At 31.1% G+C, this 17,708-nt stretch carries 22 protein-coding genes and 1 riboswitch; all 22 genes read right to left on the bottom strand.

Translation table 11 applies throughout. The features are described from left to right. Nucleotides 1–2: 2 nt before the first annotated feature. A complete protein-coding gene (gene gcvT / locus AL499_RS01250) occupies nucleotides 3–1,094 on the bottom strand; it encodes a glycine cleavage system aminomethyltransferase GcvT (protein ID WP_037540763.1) in 1,092 nt (363 codons plus the stop codon). 73 nt (nucleotides 1,095–1,167) lie between these two features. Next, nucleotides 1,168–1,267, bottom strand: a riboswitch (glycine riboswitch). Then, nucleotides 1,264–1,782 carry a shikimate kinase gene (locus tag AL499_RS01245; RefSeq protein ID WP_002459021.1) on the bottom strand — a complete coding sequence of 173 codons (519 nt, stop codon included), beginning with the start codon at nucleotides 1,780–1,782 and terminating at the stop codon, nucleotides 1,264–1,266. (Overlaps the previous riboswitch by 4 nt.) A 153-nt stretch (nucleotides 1,783–1,935) precedes the next feature. Then, complete coding sequence (locus tag AL499_RS01235) at nucleotides 1,936–2,295, bottom strand: competence type IV pilus minor pilin ComGF (RefSeq protein WP_002459019.1); 360 nt, start codon at nucleotides 2,293–2,295, stop codon at nucleotides 1,936–1,938. Nucleotides 2,296–2,356: 61 nt separating this feature from the next. Then, nucleotides 2,357–2,650 (bottom strand): hypothetical protein, encoded by a 294-nt coding sequence (locus AL499_RS01230; RefSeq protein WP_002459018.1) that lies wholly within the window; start codon nucleotides 2,648–2,650, stop codon nucleotides 2,357–2,359. Next, nucleotides 2,637–3,131, bottom strand: coding sequence for a competence type IV pilus minor pilin ComGD (comGD, locus tag AL499_RS01225; RefSeq protein ID WP_225306455.1), 495 nt, complete (start codon nucleotides 3,129–3,131; stop codon nucleotides 2,637–2,639). Before comGD ends, AL499_RS01230 begins: the two co-directional genes overlap by 14 nt. Further along, entirely contained in the window at nucleotides 3,064–3,378 is a 315-nt protein-coding gene (gene comGC, locus AL499_RS01220) for a competence type IV pilus major pilin ComGC (RefSeq protein WP_002459016.1), read from the bottom strand. The genes comGD and comGC overlap by 68 nt, the downstream gene beginning before the upstream one ends. A 14-nt stretch (nucleotides 3,379–3,392) precedes the next feature. After that, nucleotides 3,393–4,457 (bottom strand): competence type IV pilus assembly protein ComGB, encoded by a 1,065-nt coding sequence (gene comGB / locus AL499_RS01215; RefSeq protein WP_002478130.1) that lies wholly within the window; start codon nucleotides 4,455–4,457, stop codon nucleotides 3,393–3,395. Next, the gene (gene comGA / locus AL499_RS01210; protein WP_002491905.1) at nucleotides 4,429–5,403 is read right to left on the bottom strand and encodes a competence type IV pilus ATPase ComGA; all 975 of its coding nucleotides are present in this window, start codon (nucleotides 5,401–5,403) and stop codon (nucleotides 4,429–4,431) included. Before comGA ends, comGB begins: the two co-directional genes overlap by 29 nt. Nucleotides 5,404–5,449: 46 nt before the next feature. Further along, entirely contained in the window at nucleotides 5,450–6,073 is a 624-nt protein-coding gene (locus AL499_RS01205; protein WP_002459013.1) for an MBL fold metallo-hydrolase, read from the bottom strand. A 3-nt stretch (nucleotides 6,074–6,076) separates the two neighbouring features. Further along, nucleotides 6,077–6,400: an MTH1187 family thiamine-binding protein gene (locus tag AL499_RS01200; RefSeq protein ID WP_002459012.1), complete on the bottom strand. Its 324-nt coding sequence runs from the start codon at nucleotides 6,398–6,400 to the stop codon at nucleotides 6,077–6,079. Beyond that, nucleotides 6,400–7,386, bottom strand: a complete 987-nt coding sequence (locus tag AL499_RS01195; RefSeq protein ID WP_002491907.1) for an ROK family glucokinase — start codon at nucleotides 7,384–7,386, stop codon at nucleotides 6,400–6,402. The genes AL499_RS01200 and AL499_RS01195 overlap by 1 nt, the downstream gene beginning before the upstream one ends. Then, nucleotides 7,383–7,586, bottom strand: coding sequence for a YqgQ family protein (locus AL499_RS01190; protein ID WP_002459010.1), 204 nt, complete (start codon nucleotides 7,584–7,586; stop codon nucleotides 7,383–7,385). The genes AL499_RS01195 and AL499_RS01190 overlap by 4 nt, the downstream gene beginning before the upstream one ends. Beyond that, entirely contained in the window at nucleotides 7,570–9,027 is a 1,458-nt protein-coding gene (locus tag AL499_RS01185) for a rhomboid family protein (RefSeq protein WP_002491909.1), read from the bottom strand. The genes AL499_RS01190 and AL499_RS01185 overlap by 17 nt, the downstream gene beginning before the upstream one ends. Before the next feature lie 16 nt (nucleotides 9,028–9,043). After that, complete coding sequence (locus AL499_RS01180; protein WP_002459008.1) at nucleotides 9,044–9,580, bottom strand: 5-formyltetrahydrofolate cyclo-ligase; 537 nt, start codon at nucleotides 9,578–9,580, stop codon at nucleotides 9,044–9,046. 249 nt (nucleotides 9,581–9,829) lie between these two features. After that, complete coding sequence (gene rpmG, locus AL499_RS01175; protein ID WP_001830957.1) at nucleotides 9,830–9,979, bottom strand: 50S ribosomal protein L33; 150 nt, start codon at nucleotides 9,977–9,979, stop codon at nucleotides 9,830–9,832. Between the two features lie 203 nt (nucleotides 9,980–10,182). Further along, nucleotides 10,183–12,264 carry a peptidoglycan D,D-transpeptidase FtsI family protein gene (locus tag AL499_RS01170; protein WP_002459007.1) on the bottom strand — a complete coding sequence of 694 codons (2,082 nt, stop codon included), beginning with the start codon at nucleotides 12,262–12,264 and terminating at the stop codon, nucleotides 10,183–10,185. 118 nt (nucleotides 12,265–12,382) lie between these two features. Continuing rightward, a complete protein-coding gene (locus tag AL499_RS01165) occupies nucleotides 12,383–12,985 on the bottom strand; it encodes a superoxide dismutase (RefSeq protein WP_002459006.1) in 603 nt (200 codons plus the stop codon). A gap of 225 nt (nucleotides 12,986–13,210) precedes the next feature. Further along, nucleotides 13,211–13,630, bottom strand: a complete 420-nt coding sequence (locus AL499_RS01160; protein ID WP_002459005.1) for a Fur family transcriptional regulator — start codon at nucleotides 13,628–13,630, stop codon at nucleotides 13,211–13,213. Nucleotides 13,631–13,632: 2 nt separating this feature from the next. Then, nucleotides 13,633–14,472, bottom strand: a complete 840-nt coding sequence (locus AL499_RS01155) for a metal ABC transporter permease (RefSeq protein WP_002491919.1) — start codon at nucleotides 14,470–14,472, stop codon at nucleotides 13,633–13,635. Between the two features lie 78 nt (nucleotides 14,473–14,550). Continuing rightward, nucleotides 14,551–15,342 carry a metal ABC transporter ATP-binding protein gene (locus tag AL499_RS01150; RefSeq protein WP_172412353.1) on the bottom strand — a complete coding sequence of 264 codons (792 nt, stop codon included), beginning with the start codon at nucleotides 15,340–15,342 and terminating at the stop codon, nucleotides 14,551–14,553. Between the two features lie 95 nt (nucleotides 15,343–15,437). Continuing rightward, entirely contained in the window at nucleotides 15,438–16,328 is an 891-nt protein-coding gene (locus AL499_RS01145; protein ID WP_002491914.1) for a deoxyribonuclease IV, read from the bottom strand. Between the two features lie 9 nt (nucleotides 16,329–16,337). Then, nucleotides 16,338–17,681, bottom strand: coding sequence for a DEAD/DEAH box helicase (locus tag AL499_RS01140; RefSeq protein ID WP_002459001.1), 1,344 nt, complete (start codon nucleotides 17,679–17,681; stop codon nucleotides 16,338–16,340). Nucleotides 17,682–17,708 lie beyond the last annotated feature (27 nt).

Below are 17,708 nucleotides of genomic sequence, written 5' to 3'. Positions count from 1 at the left end.
AATTATTTTTCAATTTGATTCTTTTTAACAATTTTAGCTTTTAATTGTCTTTTTCTAACTTGAACTAATAATTCCCGTCCCATTTCAAATTCGTCACGGTTAATAATTGCTAAAGCAATAGATTTTCCAGATGTTGGTGATTGAGTACCAGAAGTGACTTCTCCAATCACGTTACCATCTAAATCCATAACTTCATAACCAGTACGAGCAATGCCTTTTTCTAATAATTCTAGGCCTACAGTTCTTCGTTTAGAACCATTTTCTTTTTGATCTTTCAAGACAGATTTACCGATAAAGTCTTCTTCAATTAAAGGTTTAGCTGCAAAGGCAATTCCGCCTTCATATGGTGTAATACTCTCTGTTAAATCTTGACCATGTAATGGCAACCCAGCTTCTAAACGTAATGTATCACGTGCACCAAGGCCACATGGTACAACATCGTGTTCTAACAAGCCGTTCCAAATATCAACAGTATCATTAATATCACAATAGATTTCAAAGCCGTCTTCACCAGTATATCCAGATTGTGATAGAATTACATTTTTTCCTAATAATTTTACATTTTGTTTGAATTCAAAAGGTTTCATTTCACTAACATCTATATCAACTAATTGACTGACTAAATCTCTTGCTTTTGGTCCTTGAATAGCTAATTGACCATATTTGTCTGAAACATTTGATATTGTCACATCAAACTTTGAACTTTGCTTTTCTATCCAAGTAAAGTCTTTATCAGTATTTGCAGCATTGACGATTAATAAATAATCATTATTTTCTAATTTATAAATTACTAAATCATCAATGACACCGCCTTCTTCATTACATAAAGCAGTGTATTGAGCTTTATTATCAGTTAAGTTGTTTGTATCATTTGAAAGTAAATATTGGACAAATTTACTAGCATCATTACCTTTAATAGCTATTTCTCCCATATGACTGACATCGAACAACCCAATATCATATCGAACTGCTTTATGTTCATCTTTAATACTAGTAAATTGAACAGGCATAGCCCATCCACCGAATTCTACAATCTTAGCACCACTATCTACATAGTTTTGATACAATGGTGTTTTTTTTAATTCGCTTGTCATTTAAAAACCCCCTATTATTTTATAAAAAAACAGGATAGCCAAAGCTACCCTGTTTATAAACGAATTCAGGATGCGTTACAGTATTATCCTTTTGCCTGAGAGTTTCGTTTATACAACTTGCACCTTCGGCGACAAAGTAGTTTAACTACTTTATGCTCTCTAATACTGATCAATCGCGATTTATGCTATTGATAATCTCTTCATAAAGTTGTTGAATAGAAAAACTACTATTCACTTTTATGAATGCGATTTCATTATATCTTGAAACCCTTGTTAAATACAAGCTTTTTAATTGGGATTTGGTTTTGCTTTTAGCATTAGGTCGATGTGAATCGTTAACAATTCTTTGATAAATTATATCGATGTCGCAATCTAACCATATCACATTTTGTTGCGTTTTTAGATAATGAAAGGAAGCATCATTTTCAATAATTCCCCCACCTGTTGCAATAATATCAAATTGCTGTAACGCTTCTTTTAAGTAATGATATTCTAACTCACGAAAATGTTGTTCGCCACGTGTTGCAAATATTTCAGGTATTGATTGCTGCTCGTTTATTTCAATGAATTGATCTAAGTCAACAAAAGATAGAGTGAGCTTTTGAGCCATAAATTGTGCTAACGTTGATTTTCCAGTACCCATAAATCCAATAAAAATAATTGGTTTTGTAAAATTAAACAATGTCATCTTCCTTTTTTGAACGTCTCAATAATCTGATTATTGTAATACATTTCTAAATTATTTAAAGTCTTAAGCTTTACTGTATATTGTACCGTATATAAAAATAAAAGTGATAGATAAATTGTAAAAATTACAAGAAGCGCGATACTTATAAAAGCTTTATTGTGATAGGTATAAGTTTTTTTCATAAGTATTCATGACACCTCCACTTTGCAAATGAATTTTAATAAATTGATGGTTCACAATAGTAAAGGACGCTGACTGTACATCGTTTAATAAAATAATATTACCTTTGTGTGGATATTCTAAAATTATTTTATGAGATTGATATTTGAGCCATAGTAATTCATGATTCTTTTTTATCAGTATCTTCTGAGGAGTTTTGACTTCAAAAGTAGCATGCTGAAAAACTTTATTTTGGTGTAATGATATAGCAAATAATTCATATTCAACATCAAAAGCATTCGTTGCTTGATGAAAATAGTAATTTGCATTATGAATAAAGAGAGGAAGCAACATACAGAGGGTGAAGGTTATAAAAAGGGTTAATAGCATCTCAATTAACGTAAATGAAGCGATCCTAAATTTTAATACATGTTTTAATATGTGTCTGTGCATTTAAACCACAAATTGATGATGAGTTTAAATGAATATAATACTCATCAACAGTAACTCCTTTAGCTAATTCTTGAAATTTGTAGTGCTTAACTGCGTTTAGCATGACGTTTAAATTATCCAAATGATATAACTCCTCTTGATAATTATTATTTAATTGTTGAAATGAACTGATTATCGTCGTATATATTAAAACAACGATTAACAGTCCGAATAGACTATCAATAAGTAGTACACCTTGAAGTCTATATTTTTTCATAACGTATTCTCCCTTGGTCGATATTAAAAATTATTCTATAAGTTGCAGTTGGATATTTTATATAAAGAGAACCAAATTGGTTGATTTCTCCTTGGGCATTGAAAGTTAGAAGTGAAATATTAGATATACGGTAAATATAACCATTAGAGATACTAAAATGATACTTTTGACCATGTTGTTCAATCACTTTTATTTGATTACTGTTTTTTGAAAATAATAAAGTAATGGATTGATGATTCCGAAGTGCTTTAGATTTATAAAAGTCAAATTGATTGATTAGTAATGTTACATTATTATTGTGAGCAGATTGAATGTAATGATAAGTTGAAAGATAGCTTATTGAGATGAAAAGAAGAAGTTGTATGATAAATAAGGCAAGCATTGTTTCAATTAAAGTGAATGCTTTAGCTTTGTTAATTTGCAACTGCCTCACCATTTGATATGCTGATGGTTTCCCCAGATTTGCAATTCTTTTGACCATCTTTAATAAAACCCTCAGAAATTAAATCATCAATGCTTTTTGGAGATCCATTATGCTTTAGAGTATAGGCTTCTATTTGGCTATTGACCATCTTTACTTGTGCTTCACAACCTGTTGATTGTACATGTGCTGTTTGTTTGGCAATGTTTGGAATAATTAAGATAAGCAAGACACTAATAATTAGTAATACTAATAACATTTCTATTAGTGTAAACGCTTTGCATTTTTTATAAAAAGAAAATTTCATAATTAGCTCCTTTATTATTTAATTGTTTGAATCAAATTGAACATTGGTAACATGATGACTAGATAAATAGTGATGATAAAGCAACCTAAAATAATAAAGATGAAAGGCTGAATAAATTTTAAATGTTTATTGACTCTTTCTTCAAATTGCTGAATAAGGATTTGACTATAAAAGTGCAATTCCATATCTAATTTGCCACTCTTTTCTCCTTGTTCTAAAAATTTAATTAAATCATTTTGAAAACAAGCTTCATCTTTGAGAATTTGTGATAATGATTGACCTTGATTAGATTTTTCTAATAATCGCTGTCCAAGGTAATTTAAAAACATATCATTGTTCTGCTCAGTATATATAGATACTATTTTTTGCAGTGATATACCATTCTTATAAAACAATGCTAGTTCGTTAGCTAATTTATATGTCATTAGCAATTTATAATAGTTGTTAGCAATAGGTATATGAGTTATAAATTGTATTTGCTTATATACATCGATACGTTTTAAAAAGTATTTTATTATGAGTACAGAAATCATTAATAAAGTTGAGAATAGTAAAATAATATTAGGTAGGTAGCTGATAAGTATTGTAAGGAGATGTTGTCCTCGTGATACAGGAACATTCATAGTGTCATAAAGTTGTGTAAATTGAGGTAAGACAGTTAATTTTAAAGTTGTCAGTATGCCAAGAAAAACAATAATTAAAACGATTGGATATTGTATGGTTTTAATAAACCGTTCTTTTGCTTTGATATGTCGTTGCATATATTGAGCTGTTTGTCTTAATGAATTAGTAAATTCACCATACTGTTCTGCAAAATAAATTTGTGAAAGAATACCTGGAGAAAATGTTAATAATTTTAAAACTTCGTAGCAATTACCTCCGCTTTTTATAGTGCTTATTACTTGTGATGCTAACTGTACATTTTTAGAAAGATAATAAAAATTAAGGAATTTAAAGCTTTCAAGTAATGTAAAACCATTGTCTAACAGATTACACAAGCTTAATAACAACTCTGCTTGTTGTTTGTGAGTTAAAGGCTTGCGATGATAATTAAGTATATTTATTAGCAGTTTCTTCACAAATGACCCCTTCTTTTGACATGTTACCAATTAACTGTGATAAATGATGAAATGATTTAGGCAAGGTATGATTATGTTCAAAAAAGTATTCTATTTGATGATTTATCATCATTTCGCAAACCAATGCTCGTTGTTGATTTAGGGTGGTAATGAGTCTTTGATTAGAGATTAAATTAATTGATTGACATATTTCTTGAACTGAAATTCCCATTTCTAATAATCTTAATAAAGTTCCTTTGCAGTTGTTTGCGTGAATTGTAGATAATACTAAATGGCCACTTAAACTTGCCTGAATAACACATTTTGCGATACTGGCATTTCTAATTTCGCCAATTAAGATAACATCAGGATCACAGCGCAGAATAGCTTTAAATGTTGATACATAATTAATGCCTGCTTTATCATTTACAGATACTTGTGTAATGCCTGATATCAATTGTTCAACTGGATCTTCAATTGTAATAACATTTAAATTAAGCTCTTGTTGTGCATATAAAACCATTTGATACATCAGTGTACTTTTACCAGATCCAGTTGGACCACTAAATAATAACAATCCTTGCTTTTTATTCATAAACTGTTTGAAATCATTAAATTGGTAACACGTTTTATGTTGTTGAAAGTATTGTGGTACGATACGAATGACGCAACTTTCTGTACCTAATGATAGTGGTAAAGTTGAGATTCTTAAGTAATATTGTTGCTTATATTGATAGGTATATCTTCCACTTTGGGCGATTTGATGTGTTGATATATCTAAGCCAGCTTGAAATTTCATAAACGTTAACAGTTTAGTATAGATGCTTAAATTTAATTCTTCATAATATACAAGTTGGTCATTAACACGAAATTTAATGATGACAGTAGTTTGACTTGGAATAAAGTGAATATCACTTGCATTCTGTTGTATCGCTTTGTTAACAATTTCCTTAAATAATATTTTCATAAAAGCACCTCCTACATATATAAACGTAGGAGGTGTTATTTTTACTTTAACCATTTAAATAGGGATTTAATTGTTCATCATCAACTGTCGTATAATCTCCGTGTCCAGGGAACAAAGGTAAATCGCCATCTAATTCAAAGAGTTTATCTTTGATAGAGTCAACTAATGTTTCGTAATCACCACGATATAAATCTGTTCGTCCTATGCCATTATTAAATAGTGTATCACCAACTATTGCAAAGTCATTAAAGACATAAGATAAACTACCTGGAGAATGTCCTGGTGTATGCAAGACATCAAACTCAAAGCCTTGAATATTTGCATGGCCTTCTTGAAGCGGCTTAGGTTTAGCTGTGCTAACAACTATTGGCATACCATATTGTTGGAATTTTTCAGAGCCGTTCTTTTCTGGTGTAGTCAGAAAGCTGAATTCTTCATCATTCATATATAGGGGAACTGGATATTTTGCTAATACTTCATCAAGTGCGCCTATATGATCAAAATGCGCATGTGTTAATAAAACAGCTTGTAATGGTTTGTTAATTTGATTTAATTTTTTAAAGATTTTATCTACTTCACCTGCAGGATCAAATAAAATAACGGAATGATCATTTTCAACAAAATAAGTATTGGTATCAACTAAACCTAACGTTAGTTTTGAAATTCTCATAATTTATTCACCTTTGTTGTCCAAATGTTTTTGGACAGATTTTAGTTTATCATTCATTTTACGTTTTTTATCTCTTCGATCATCTATACGTAAATTCGTACAAACTCGGTCTAATCCTTTATCAAATGGTAATTCGTGTATGGCTTGTACTACTTCAAATAAATCTTTTAAATCGCCTTCTATTAAAGTATTCATAGGTGTTAATTGATAATCAATTTTCCCTTGGTCTTTAAACTCTTTTAATTTTGTTTGTATTTCTGCAATATATTTACTTACACTTGGTCCTTCTGTACCTACTGGAATAACAACTACATCTACAATAGCCATTATTTAACACCATCCTTTTCAATAATATAAGTTTTAATTAAACCGGCAGCGCCTGTAATACCAGCATCATTACCTAGTTTAGCTTGAACAATCTCTGTATTGTGCTGAGCCGGTTTGAACGCATAATGATGAAAATCAGTTTTGATGTTTTCTATTAATATTGCACCTGCTGTAGACATACCACCACCTAGCACAATATATTTAGGGTTACTAGTTACACTAATGATACTACATAAATAGCCAATATGATTAGCAACCTTTTCAGTGATAAAAATACAGAATTGATCACCAGCTTTTGCTGCATCAAAAACTGCTTTTGCAGTAACTTTATTTTCTTTAATTAAAGGTAAAATTGATGATTTAAATGTTAATTTTGGATAATAAAAGTTAATTAAATTAACCACACCAGTAGCTGAAGCAACAGTTTCAATACAACCAGCATGTCCACAATTACAATCAAATCTTTGATCAAAATCTGTTCGAATGTGTCCTAATTCCGCACCTGAACCATTGTGTCCATGAACTAATTTTCCGTTAGAGATTACGCCTCCGCCAAGTCCAGTACCAAGTGTAATAGCTACAACATCATCGGCACCTTTGCCGGCACCTTTATGTTTTTCGCCAAGTGCTGCAACATTAGCATCATTATCTACATAAATTGGACAATCAAGCATTTTGGAAAAAATTTCTCTTACATTTACATGGTTTGGCCAATGTAGATTAACAGCACCATATACAACACCACTTTCAAAATCAACAGGACCAGGAACTCCTATCCCAAGGCCTATTACATTGTCCATTGTGTAATTTTGTTGTGGTAGTTGTTTTTCAAATGATTGTTTAATTTGTGTTAATAATGTCACACCTGATGGATCAGAAGTATCTGTATGAATCGACCATTTTTTTAATTGATTCAATTGTTCATCAAAGATGCCTAGTTTACAAGTTGTGCCACCAATATCTGCTGCTAAAATTATGTTCTTCATTTGTGTTCATTCCTTCTTTGGTTAATAATCAATAAACTTTTTAAATAAGTATCTTTTGAAATAAGCTGATAATCAAATAAGCTTCTAATCTCTTGTGCCATCATTTCACACGTATCTTTTGGATTTTTAAAATAAATAATATAGCCAAATTCTTTAAGTAATTGTTGAACATCATAAAAACTATTAATTTTTGTCTTCATTGACTATTTTCAACTCTTTTTTTAAATTTAAATAATCCGCATTGTTGGGTTCTACCTTTAAAGCATGATTAATATATTTTTCAGCTTTTTTATTGTCACTAAGTGATCGATTTGCGATAGCTAATTCATAATTTAATAATCCTGAATTAGGATAATTGCGCAATCCCCTTTCCCACTCAGCGATGCTCTCAGCTTTAGATTTGGTAGCTGCTGTAATTAACCCCTTTAAATAGTATGTTTTAGCATCATCATAATGATTATCCAACGTCTGTGAAACTATTTTTTCGGCTTCGTTATAGTTATAATGATTCATTTCATCTTCTATAAGAATATTGTAAATATTATCTTCTTTAATCGTGAATATTCTAACCTGCAATAAAATGAAAAGTATTAAAAATACGATTAAGAGCAACCAAAAAATATTCCGATTCGCTTTATAATAATAGCCTATATAGATTAGTAATAAGCCAGATATAAAACCACCAAGGTGTGCCATGATATTAACGTTTGATAATAACAGCGAAAACCCAATTAGTATAACTAATGCAATCAATAATTGGCCAATCATCTTACGAGAATAAACTTTACTTATTATCATCATTACTATTATGGCACCTATAAGCCCAAAAATTGCCCCACTAGCACCAGCTGAAACAGTATCAGTATTAAAAGACAAAGATAAAAAATTTCCGAAAAGTCCAGAAATAATATATAAAATCAACATTTTCATTGGGCCTATAATCGCTTCAACAATTTTACCAAATATAAAAAGCGATAGCATATTCATCAATATATGTTCAAAATTAAAGTGTAAGAACATCGAAGTAATAAGTCTATACCATTCTCCATGAACAACGTTAAAGTGGACTAAACCACCCATGTCTAAGAGCTTTATATTTGAAAAGCGATTTAATAGTAATATCATGCTAAGCCAAATTACAATATTTATAGTAATTAAACTATAGGTAGCAGGAGAAAATTTTGCCATATATTTGTCTAAAGGATTTTGATTTAGCACTCTTTTTTTGTAATAAGCTGTTGTTTTACTATCTTTTTTATTAAAAAGACGACGTAAAAATTTATTCGGTATACATTGTTGCGCATCAGCTTCAGACGCTATTATTTTAACACTTATTTTTAATGGCTGTAATTCTTGTAAATCTTCAATGGGGACAGGTTTGTCCGAAAAGTAGTAAAAATCACAGGTTTTTGGTTGGAAGTTAAATTTTAGCGTAATATCATTGATGTTTTCTTTAATCTTTGATTTATCAAATCTAATTTCTTGTGATGAGTTAACGGTATCTTTAATAATAATGAGAGACTGTTTTTTTCTATTGCATAACCATAGTTCATGCTGTTCGCTATTTTGATATATATAGTCATAGTTTAAATATCTAATCCAGTAATAACTTGATTTCCAATAAAGTTTTTCTAATTTCATGGCGTCCTCCATAGCGCTATGTTGTATAAATAATTAATTGATCCACAGCCTGATCATAATAATCAGTTGCAAAGTTCACGATTTGGAAATCATAAACTAAACTAATCGTATGAGAAGGATGTTCACTTAAAAAGCGGTCATAATATCCGCCCCCGTAGCCTATTCTATATCCGTCTTTATTAAAGGCTACACCAGGGACAATAATTAAATCTAACTCATTGGTTGTAGCCGTGTTTGAAGTAGAATAATTAATTCCTTTTGCATCTTTACTTATATCATTTAATGATAATAATTGCTTAAATGTCATATGATTTTCATTATAATCAGTGTGAGGGACATATATTTGTTTTCCCATTTTAATTGCCGTTTCTATAATGTCATATGTATTCACTTCATGGGGCATAGAAAGCACGATAGAAATTTTTTGAGCTTTTTGAAATACTTCTTGCTGGAATAATTGACCCTTTAGCCATAGGTCTGCAGTTTTTTTAGAAGAAGCATCAAAAGATTTCATCTTTGAAATCATATTTTGACGAATTTGTTTTTTAGTCAATCTATCACCCTCTTATCCACTTATTATAACGTTTATAAAATATATTGTCATTTATACAAAACGATAATTTGTAATAATTAAAACGGTTTGAACATAAATAAAACGGATTAAAATTGCAACACCTAAATCTTTTTATCTGTATGATTTCTATTCAAAGCCAATAAAAAAGCCAGTAAATGAATTTACAAAACTCACTTACTGGCTAATTTATCTAGGAATAATGTCCTAGCTTGTCAAACCATTACCAAATTATTTAGTTTCACGGTGTAAAGTATGTTTATTATCACGTGAACAATATTTTTTCATTTCAACACGTTCAGGATTATTTCTTTTGTTTTTAGTTGAGATGTAGTTTCTGTCACCACATTCTGTACAAGCTAATGTAACGTTTACGCGCATGATTATACCTCCTTACCTTATCTAAATACGACTTATTAATCATACCACTATCATACTTAATTGAAAAGTACTATTTTTAATTAGCTGTGTTAATAGCTGCTAAATGAACACCTATACTTCTGCAATGAATATTAAGTCTTAAGTGGATTGTTGATGTATTAGACGGCTATTATTGTTAGCTTAAACCTATATACATTTTGATGTTAATCTGTTTCATTATTACCATCGTTATCCTTTTTATCGGCATGATCTTTAAAATAGTAATTAATAATATCTCTTCCTAAATCGCCACCGTTTAACCATGGTGGTGGCACCGGTTGATTTGTATAAACGATAGAAAATGCTAATTGTGGATTATCTATCGGTGCATATCCAATATATGTTGAATTAACACGTGATTCGCCATTTTGGAAGACTTCAGCTGTACCTGTTTTTCCTGCAGAAGGCACAGTGGTTTTATGGAAACTTGCATATCCAGTACCGTCTTGTTTATTAAAGGCCATTTTAAAGCCTGCTTTAACTTCATCAAGTTGATCTTGTGTATTATTGACTCTATTTAATACGTTACCCTTAATTTTTTTCTTAAGTGGTCCTAACTCATCGGTATTTGTAGAATCATGTATTGCAAGACCGATATGAGGTTGTATGCGATATCCGTTATTAGCAATTGTAGACACATATTGCGACAATTGTATTGGCGTATAGGTATCGTATTGTCCTATCGCTAAGTCTAAATAATTACCAGGATTATTTGTCAATGGTGCCGTTTGACCTGCAGTTTCGTTTGGTAAATCAATGCCAGTTTTTACTCCTAAGCCTACTTGATTAAGGCCTTTACGAAGTTTTTGCCCCGCTGCTGAGATATCGGTTGGTAATGTCATGCCAGATGAATATGGATCTCCAGCTAATTTTAATGCAGTTTTAAACATATATACGTTCGATGAATGCATTAAGGCTTCTTTGTCATTGATTGTAATACGATTATTTTTATTAAAATAAGAGCGTTTAGTGAGTCCGCCTCTGAAATGTAGTGGTTCGTCTACCATTTCTTCACCAACTTTTATGGCGTTATTTTGATATCCAGCAAGTAGTGTGCCACCCTTCACTGATGACCCAACTGCAAACTGTGCTGTGAAGTTACCAATGTCATAGTCAGTTAGCTTACCATTTTTATCAATTTGTTTACCAGCCATTGCTAAGATATCACCGTTTTTAGGGTTTTGAACAACAATCATAGCGTTATCCATATCTTTTGCACCCTGACTTCTTAATTTATTAATTTGCTTTTCTAATAATTCCTCAGCTTTTTTCTGTAAATCGATGTCTATAGTTAGTTGTAAATCATGACCACGTGCACCTGGATTGATTACTTCAGAATTAATAACACGTCCTGATTTATCGGTCGTATATTTCATTTCTTTTTTCTTACCACGTAACACATCTTCATATTGATATTCCAAATATGACTTGCCCACACGATCATTTCTAGAATAGCCTTTAGCAAGATATTGTTCCGTTAATTCTTTAGGTACACCTTCAGCAGGTGTAGAAACATTACCAAAAATACCTCTTAGGCTATCACCATAAGGATATTTACGATCCCAATCCATAGTAGTATTAATGCCAGGTAATTTATTTAACTGTTGAGATACGGCTGCATATTCTTTTTCTGAAACATCTTTATTTTTAATCATTTGTGGGTCTAAAGTTGAACCAGCTGACATTTCTCTATAGATTGCTAGTACTTGCAAATCATCTTTAGAGAATGAATTTAATTGCTTTTTACTTATTTTATTATGAAGTGCTTCATCGTATTGATCTTGAGTAATACTACCATCATCAATTAAGTTTTGTTCTTTTGTCATCATTTGCTGGGCTTGTTTCGGATGAAGTTGTATCCAAAAGTCTTGTTTGTCTCTAGTTGTTATTTTATCTGTATCCATATGAATTAATTTGGCTAACTTTTTAGCCGTGTCTAACATTTCTTGTTGGGATGTTTTCTTAGATCTCGTATATGTAATAGCCATTTTTGAAGCATTATCTACAAGCACTTTGCCGTTTCGATCTAATATACGTCCCCGTGGTACAGATTCATTTACAGTGATATTTTCGTTATCTTTGATTTCTTGTTTGTAATGTGAGCCTTGTGCGATTTGCAAGTATCCTAATCTGAGTACAATTATTACAAAAATAAAGACAATGAGTCCGAATATAAAATTAATGCGGTGATTCATTGTATTTCTTATTTTTTCATCGTTTGATTTTTCCTTTAACCTTTTAAGCAAAATAACCTACCTCTATTCAACTTCTCTACTATCAAATGATATATGAAATCGCGAGATATTTCTATTATTTTGGTAAAAAAATAACGGTCTCGATAGCGAGACCGTGATATGTGACTAATTATTTTTGAGCTTCATTATATAATTCGTCAACTTTTTCCCAATTTATCACATTCCAAAATGCACTAATATAATCAGGACGTTTATTTTGATATTTTAAGTAGTATGCGTGTTCCCATACATCTATACATAAGATAGGTGTTTTTCCTTCAGTTAATGGGTTGTCTTGGTTAGGCGTTGTAACAATTTCTAATTTACCGTTATTTACAACTAACCATGCCCAACCTGAACCAAAACGACCTGCAGCTTTGTCAGCGAATTCTTTCTTGAATTCATCTAAAGAACCCCATTGTTCTTTAATTTTATCAACTACAGTACCTTTTTCTTCAGAATTAGGAGTTAAAAATTCCCAGAATAGTGAATGGTTTAAGTGTCCACCACCATTATTACGTACAGCTGTTTGAATGTTTTCAGGAACGCTATCTAAATTGGCAATAATTTCCTCAATAGATTTAGACTCTAAGTCTGTACCTTCAACTGCAGAATTTAATTTAGTCACATACGTATTATGATGTTTATCATGATGGATTTCCATTGTTTCTTTATCAATATGTGGTTCTAATGCATCTGCTTCATATGGTAATTTTGGTAATTCAAAAGCCATTATTAATCATCCTCCTAAATATGTTCTAACTCATAATAACAAGTAATCTGGGATACAACAAAATATTTGCTTATCCATATACTATATTATTATTCTTACTATAATACTATAGCGCATTTGAAATTATTTTAAACATAAAACTAATATAAATACTTAAATGGAAGGAAATTCAGACTATTGACCTATATTTAAACATTTATTGGTATAAATATGATTGATGAAAAGTTAATGTGATTTATGTTGACAAGACTCACATGTACCATATATTTCAAGTTTATGCGTGTGGATATCAACGTTTGGTAAAAATTGTTTAACTTCATCAATTGGGCAATATTCAATGATTTTAGTATCACCACATTGTTCACAAATAAAATGGTGATGGTGGTGATTTGTACATGCAATTCTAAATTTCATTTCTCCGTCTAGTTCTGTACTTTCAATGATTCCTAAATCTTTAAATAAATGTAAGTTTCTATAGACAGTATCAAAAGAAATTCCAGGATAATGTTGATCTAATTGTTGTTGGATATGCTTTGCGTTAATATATTTATCTTTTTCAACAAAAATATCAAGCATGTGTTTTCTCTTATCTGTATATTTTAAACCATTATCTTTAAGGATTTTAATAGCATCATTTGTATTCATAATTAAACACCCTTTTTAAAATTTACTTTTTGTAGTAGCATAGCTAATCCTAGCATTATCACTAATAAAGCAACGATAACACCGCCAGGAGAAATGTTCATATAAAATGCTAATACTAAACCTAATACAACTGACAATTCCCCTAGTATAATACTACTGATGATAAGTTGTTTAAAGCCATTTGTAATTCTCATAGAAATTGCAATAGGCAAAGTGATTAATGCACTTACTAATAAAATACCAACTACGCGCATGGATGCTGAGATTACCATAGCCACAATAATAATAAATAAGAATTGTATCCATTTTGGAATGCCGATAACGGTAGCATATTCTTCATCAAATGATAGGATAAACATTTCTTTGTAAAATAGCATGACAAAGCTGAATACAATTATAGTAATAATAATAATTGTCACTAAATCACTTAAACTTACTGCGCTAATCGACCCAAAGAGTAATCCAACTATTTCTTGATTAAAACCATCTGCCAAAGATATAAATATGGCACTTAAAGCGATACCTGCACTCATAATTATTGGGATAGCTATTTCTTGATAATTTGTATAAGAAGTACGTAATTTTTCAATAAGTAAGGCACCTATGATTGCAAAAAGTATGCCAAACCACATAGGATTTATGATAATGAGCGCAGGAAAAACGGTTAGTATAAACATGCCAAAAGATATTCCGCCTAAAGTGACATGACTTAAAGCATCAGCAATAAGGGATAATCTACGAACCACAATAAATGCGCCGATCAATGGGGCAATAAAACCTATTAAAAGTCCGCTAATCAATGAGTATCTCATAAAATCAAAGTTTAATAATGCATCGATCAAAAGTAAACACCTCTAATCAAACTTGTGTGATAACGATATACATTTAATAACATAATCTGACTCCTAGTGATATTAGTATTATGATTTTTGACAACATTGTCGGTTATGTTGATGGTCAACAAATTGTATTGGGTGACCATAAATTTTAGAAATTTCGACTTCATCCAAAGATTTAAACGCTTCTGTTGTACCATGAAAATGAAGATGTTTATTTAAACAAGCCACTGTTGTTGCAGTATCTGCTACAACACCTATATCATGTGTAACTAAAATGATAGTGATGCCTTCTCTCTTTAATGTTTCTAATGTTTCATAAAATTCACTAACATGTTTAGCATCAATGCCATTAGTGGGCTCATCCAATACAAGTACACTAGGGTTAGATATTAGTGCACGTGCAATAAGGACGCGTTGTTGTTGACCGCCAGAAAGTTTGGCAATATTTTTATGCATTAAATGACTAATATTCAATTTGTTTAAGACATGTTCTACTTGTTGATAATCGTTTTTATTAAAGTGTTGAAAAAGTCGCTTTGTTTTCGTTAAGCCACTCATAACGACTTCTCTTACACTTGCAGGAAATCCTGCATTAAAAGCAATTGCTTTTTGTGATACATAGCTTATTTTTAATGATGACTTTTTCTTTTTATATTGTTGTCCATCTACATAAATGTCGCCAGTTTGCAACGGCAATAATCCGAGGATAATCTTTAACAACGTTGACTTCCCGGCACCATTTGGACCGACAATTGCTAAAAAGTCACCTTTATTTATTTTAATATTAATATTTTCAAGAACTTGCTTATGATCAAAATAATAATTAATATTTCTCAATTCAAATACTGGTGTTGACATCTTTTCACCCCGCAATTTACTATACATATATTTATAAAATTTGTAAATAGTAACCTTTACGATAGAATTGCAAAAACTGAGACTTTATCAAAATCTCAGTTTTTAAATAGTTATTGCGTTAGCAATTTATCTTTGAGTTGTGGATCAAATTGTTGTGCTTTTAGCATCTCAATTTCAAGCTTGTAAGGTGCTTTTTTATTTTTCTTATCTTCACCTACAAAAGGTGTTTCAAGAATTTTAGGTATATCTTTAAAAGCATCATGATGGACAATATAATTTAATGCATCAAAGCCAATGTATCCAAATCCAATATTTTCATGACGATCCTTATGTGCACCACGTTCATTTTTACTATCATTGACGTGAACAACCTTGATGCGATCAACACCAATTATTTTGTCAAATTCATTTAAAACACCGTCAAAATCTTCTTTAACATTATATCCAGCATCATGAGTATGACATGTATCAAAACAAATAGATAAACGTTCATTGTTGTTTACACCATCAATAATGCGTGCAATCTCTTCAAAAGAGCGTCCAACTTCAGAGCCTTTTCCTGCCATTGTTTCAAGTGCGATACGAACGACATTATCATTCGTTAGTACTTCATTCAAACCTTCAATAATACGTTTAATACCGGCATCTGCACCAGCACCAACATGTGAACCAGGGTGTAAGACGATATCTTTAGCTCCTATCGCTTGAGTACGTTCAATTTCATTTTGTAAAAAATTGACGCCTAATTCGAAAACTTCTGGTTTTGTAGTATTAGCGATATTAATAATGTAAGGCGCATGTACTACAATATTTGATAGGCCATAGGATTTCATTGCTTCATGACCTTTTGCGATATTTAAATCTTCTATCTTTTTTCTACGTGTATTTTGTGGCGCACCGGTATAAATCATGAATGTTGATTCTCCATAACTATGCGCATCCTCAGCAGCACCTTGTAACATTTTTTTACCACTCATTGACACATGAGATCCTAATAGCATAACTATCACCTAACCTTTTTTGTTTTTTCTATTCTGTCTATTTTGTCGTTTGCTATATTGTTTTCTTTCTTGACGCTTCATTTGTTCAACCTGTTGTTTAAATTTCTTTTTATAGCCAGGCTTCACTTTATTTTTAGATTTACTACGTACTTTTTGCTTTACTTCATTAGTTAAGTGGTCGTCTTTACGTTCGCGCTTTTTCCGTGTATTGAATGATTTCACTGGTTGTAATTCATTGTTTTTGATATCGACCGTTTCAAATTGATAACCTTTGTCCTCAATTAATGAAATATTATGTTCATCATCAGGACTATATAGTGTAATAGCTACGCCTCTATAATTACCTCGTCCTGTTCTTCCAACTCGATGTGTGAAGAAATCGATATCATTTGGTACATCAAAATTGATAACATGGCTCACACCTTCAATATCGATTCCACGAGAAGCTAAATCACTTGCAATAACAAATTGGAAGTCTAAATTGCGAATGCGTTTCATTTGCTGTTTACGTTCACGCGGTGTTAAACCTCCATGTATCATGCCGACTTTGATGCCAGATGCATTTAGAGAGTCTGCTAATTCATTAGCATTTTCACGACTATTGCAGAAAATAATACATAAATAAGGATTTAAAATATCAATTAATTGTAATGTTTTTTCAACTTTAGCTGTACCTTTTGTTGGAATAAGATAGAATTCGATATTTTTCTTATTTTGAGATTGATTATCGACAACTATGAACTCTGGTTGATTTAGATATTTGTTTAAAAATGGATGCAGTGATTTAGGTATAGTTGCGCTAAAGACTGCAATATTTGACGTATCATTTAGACGCGCTGCAATTTGATCTACTTGATCTATTAATCCTAAATCAATCATTAAATCTGCTTCATCGATAATTAAGTACGAAGCTAAATGAACATGTAAATGACCACTCATTGCTAAATCATTAATCCGTGTAGGTGTACCAATGATGAATTGTGGTTGTATATGCGTACGTTGTTTGTCTTTTTCAATGTCAGTTCCCCCGATAAACAATGAAACCTTAACGTTTGATTTGAATTGTGCCAAATGCTGAGTAGCCTGATAAAGTTGTTGAGCTAGTTCTCTGGTTGGTGCAACCACTATTACTTGAGGCTCTTGAAGATCTATGTCAATTAAATGCATGAGTGGCAATAAAAAAGCGTGTGATTTACCTGTACCAGTTTGAGATTGTCCGATTAAATTTGTTCTTTTTAATATTTTAGGAATAATACGATTTTGTATTTCCGTAGGCTTTTCAAAATTTAAATCTTTAATCGCATCTAGCATGGTTGATTCTAAATTAAATGTTTCAAATGGATGCTTGGACATGAAAATGCCTCCTAATTTATGTTTATT

Source organism: Staphylococcus lugdunensis, from assembly GCF_001558775.1.
Taxonomy (GTDB): Bacteria; Bacillota; Bacilli; order Staphylococcales; family Staphylococcaceae; genus Staphylococcus; species Staphylococcus lugdunensis.
Note: the sequence above shows the minus strand (reverse complement) of the source record. Positions and strands in the feature narration are given on the sequence as shown.

Excerpts from the sequence above, each read along its gene's own strand:
- gcvT (WP_037540763.1), bottom strand. The coding sequence starts at position 1,094 with ATGACAAGCGAATTAAAAAAAACACCATTGTATCAAAACTATGTAGAT.
- AL499_RS01245 (WP_002459021.1), bottom strand. The coding sequence starts at position 1,782 with ATGACATTGTTTAATTTTACAAAACCAATTATTTTTATTGGATTTATG.
- AL499_RS01235 (WP_002459019.1), bottom strand. The coding sequence starts at position 2,295 with ATGTTGCTTCCTCTCTTTATTCATAATGCAAATTACTATTTTCATCAA.
- AL499_RS01230 (WP_002459018.1), bottom strand. The coding sequence starts at position 2,650 with ATGAAAAAATATAGACTTCAAGGTGTACTACTTATTGATAGTCTATTC.
- comGD (WP_225306455.1), bottom strand. The coding sequence starts at position 3,131 with ATGGTCAAAAGAATTGCAAATCTGGGGAAACCATCAGCATATCAAATG.
- comGC (WP_002459016.1), bottom strand. The coding sequence starts at position 3,378 with ATGAAATTTTCTTTTTATAAAAAATGCAAAGCGTTTACACTAATAGAA.
- comGA (WP_002491905.1), bottom strand. The coding sequence starts at position 5,403 with ATGAAAATATTATTTAAGGAAATTGTTAACAAAGCGATACAACAGAAT.
- AL499_RS01205 (WP_002459013.1), bottom strand. The coding sequence starts at position 6,073 with ATGAGAATTTCAAAACTAACGTTAGGTTTAGTTGATACCAATACTTAT.
- AL499_RS01200 (WP_002459012.1), bottom strand. The coding sequence starts at position 6,400 with ATGGCTATTGTAGATGTAGTTGTTATTCCAGTAGGTACAGAAGGACCA.
- AL499_RS01195 (WP_002491907.1), bottom strand. The coding sequence starts at position 7,386 with ATGAAGAACATAATTTTAGCAGCAGATATTGGTGGCACAACTTGTAAA.
- AL499_RS01190 (WP_002459010.1), bottom strand. The coding sequence starts at position 7,586 with ATGAAGACAAAAATTAATAGTTTTTATGATGTTCAACAATTACTTAAA.
- AL499_RS01185 (WP_002491909.1), bottom strand. The coding sequence starts at position 9,027 with ATGAAATTAGAAAAACTTTATTGGAAATCAAGTTATTACTGGATTAGA.
- rpmG (WP_001830957.1), bottom strand. The coding sequence starts at position 9,979 with ATGCGCGTAAACGTTACATTAGCTTGTACAGAATGTGGTGACAGAAAC.
- AL499_RS01165 (WP_002459006.1), bottom strand. The coding sequence starts at position 12,985 with ATGGCTTTTGAATTACCAAAATTACCATATGAAGCAGATGCATTAGAA.
- AL499_RS01160 (WP_002459005.1), bottom strand. The coding sequence starts at position 13,630 with ATGAATACAAATGATGCTATTAAAATCCTTAAAGATAATGGTTTAAAA.
- AL499_RS01145 (WP_002491914.1), bottom strand. The coding sequence starts at position 16,328 with ATGCTATTAGGATCTCATGTGTCAATGAGTGGTAAAAAAATGTTACAA.
- AL499_RS01140 (WP_002459001.1), bottom strand. The coding sequence starts at position 17,681 with ATGTCCAAGCATCCATTTGAAACATTTAATTTAGAATCAACCATGCTA.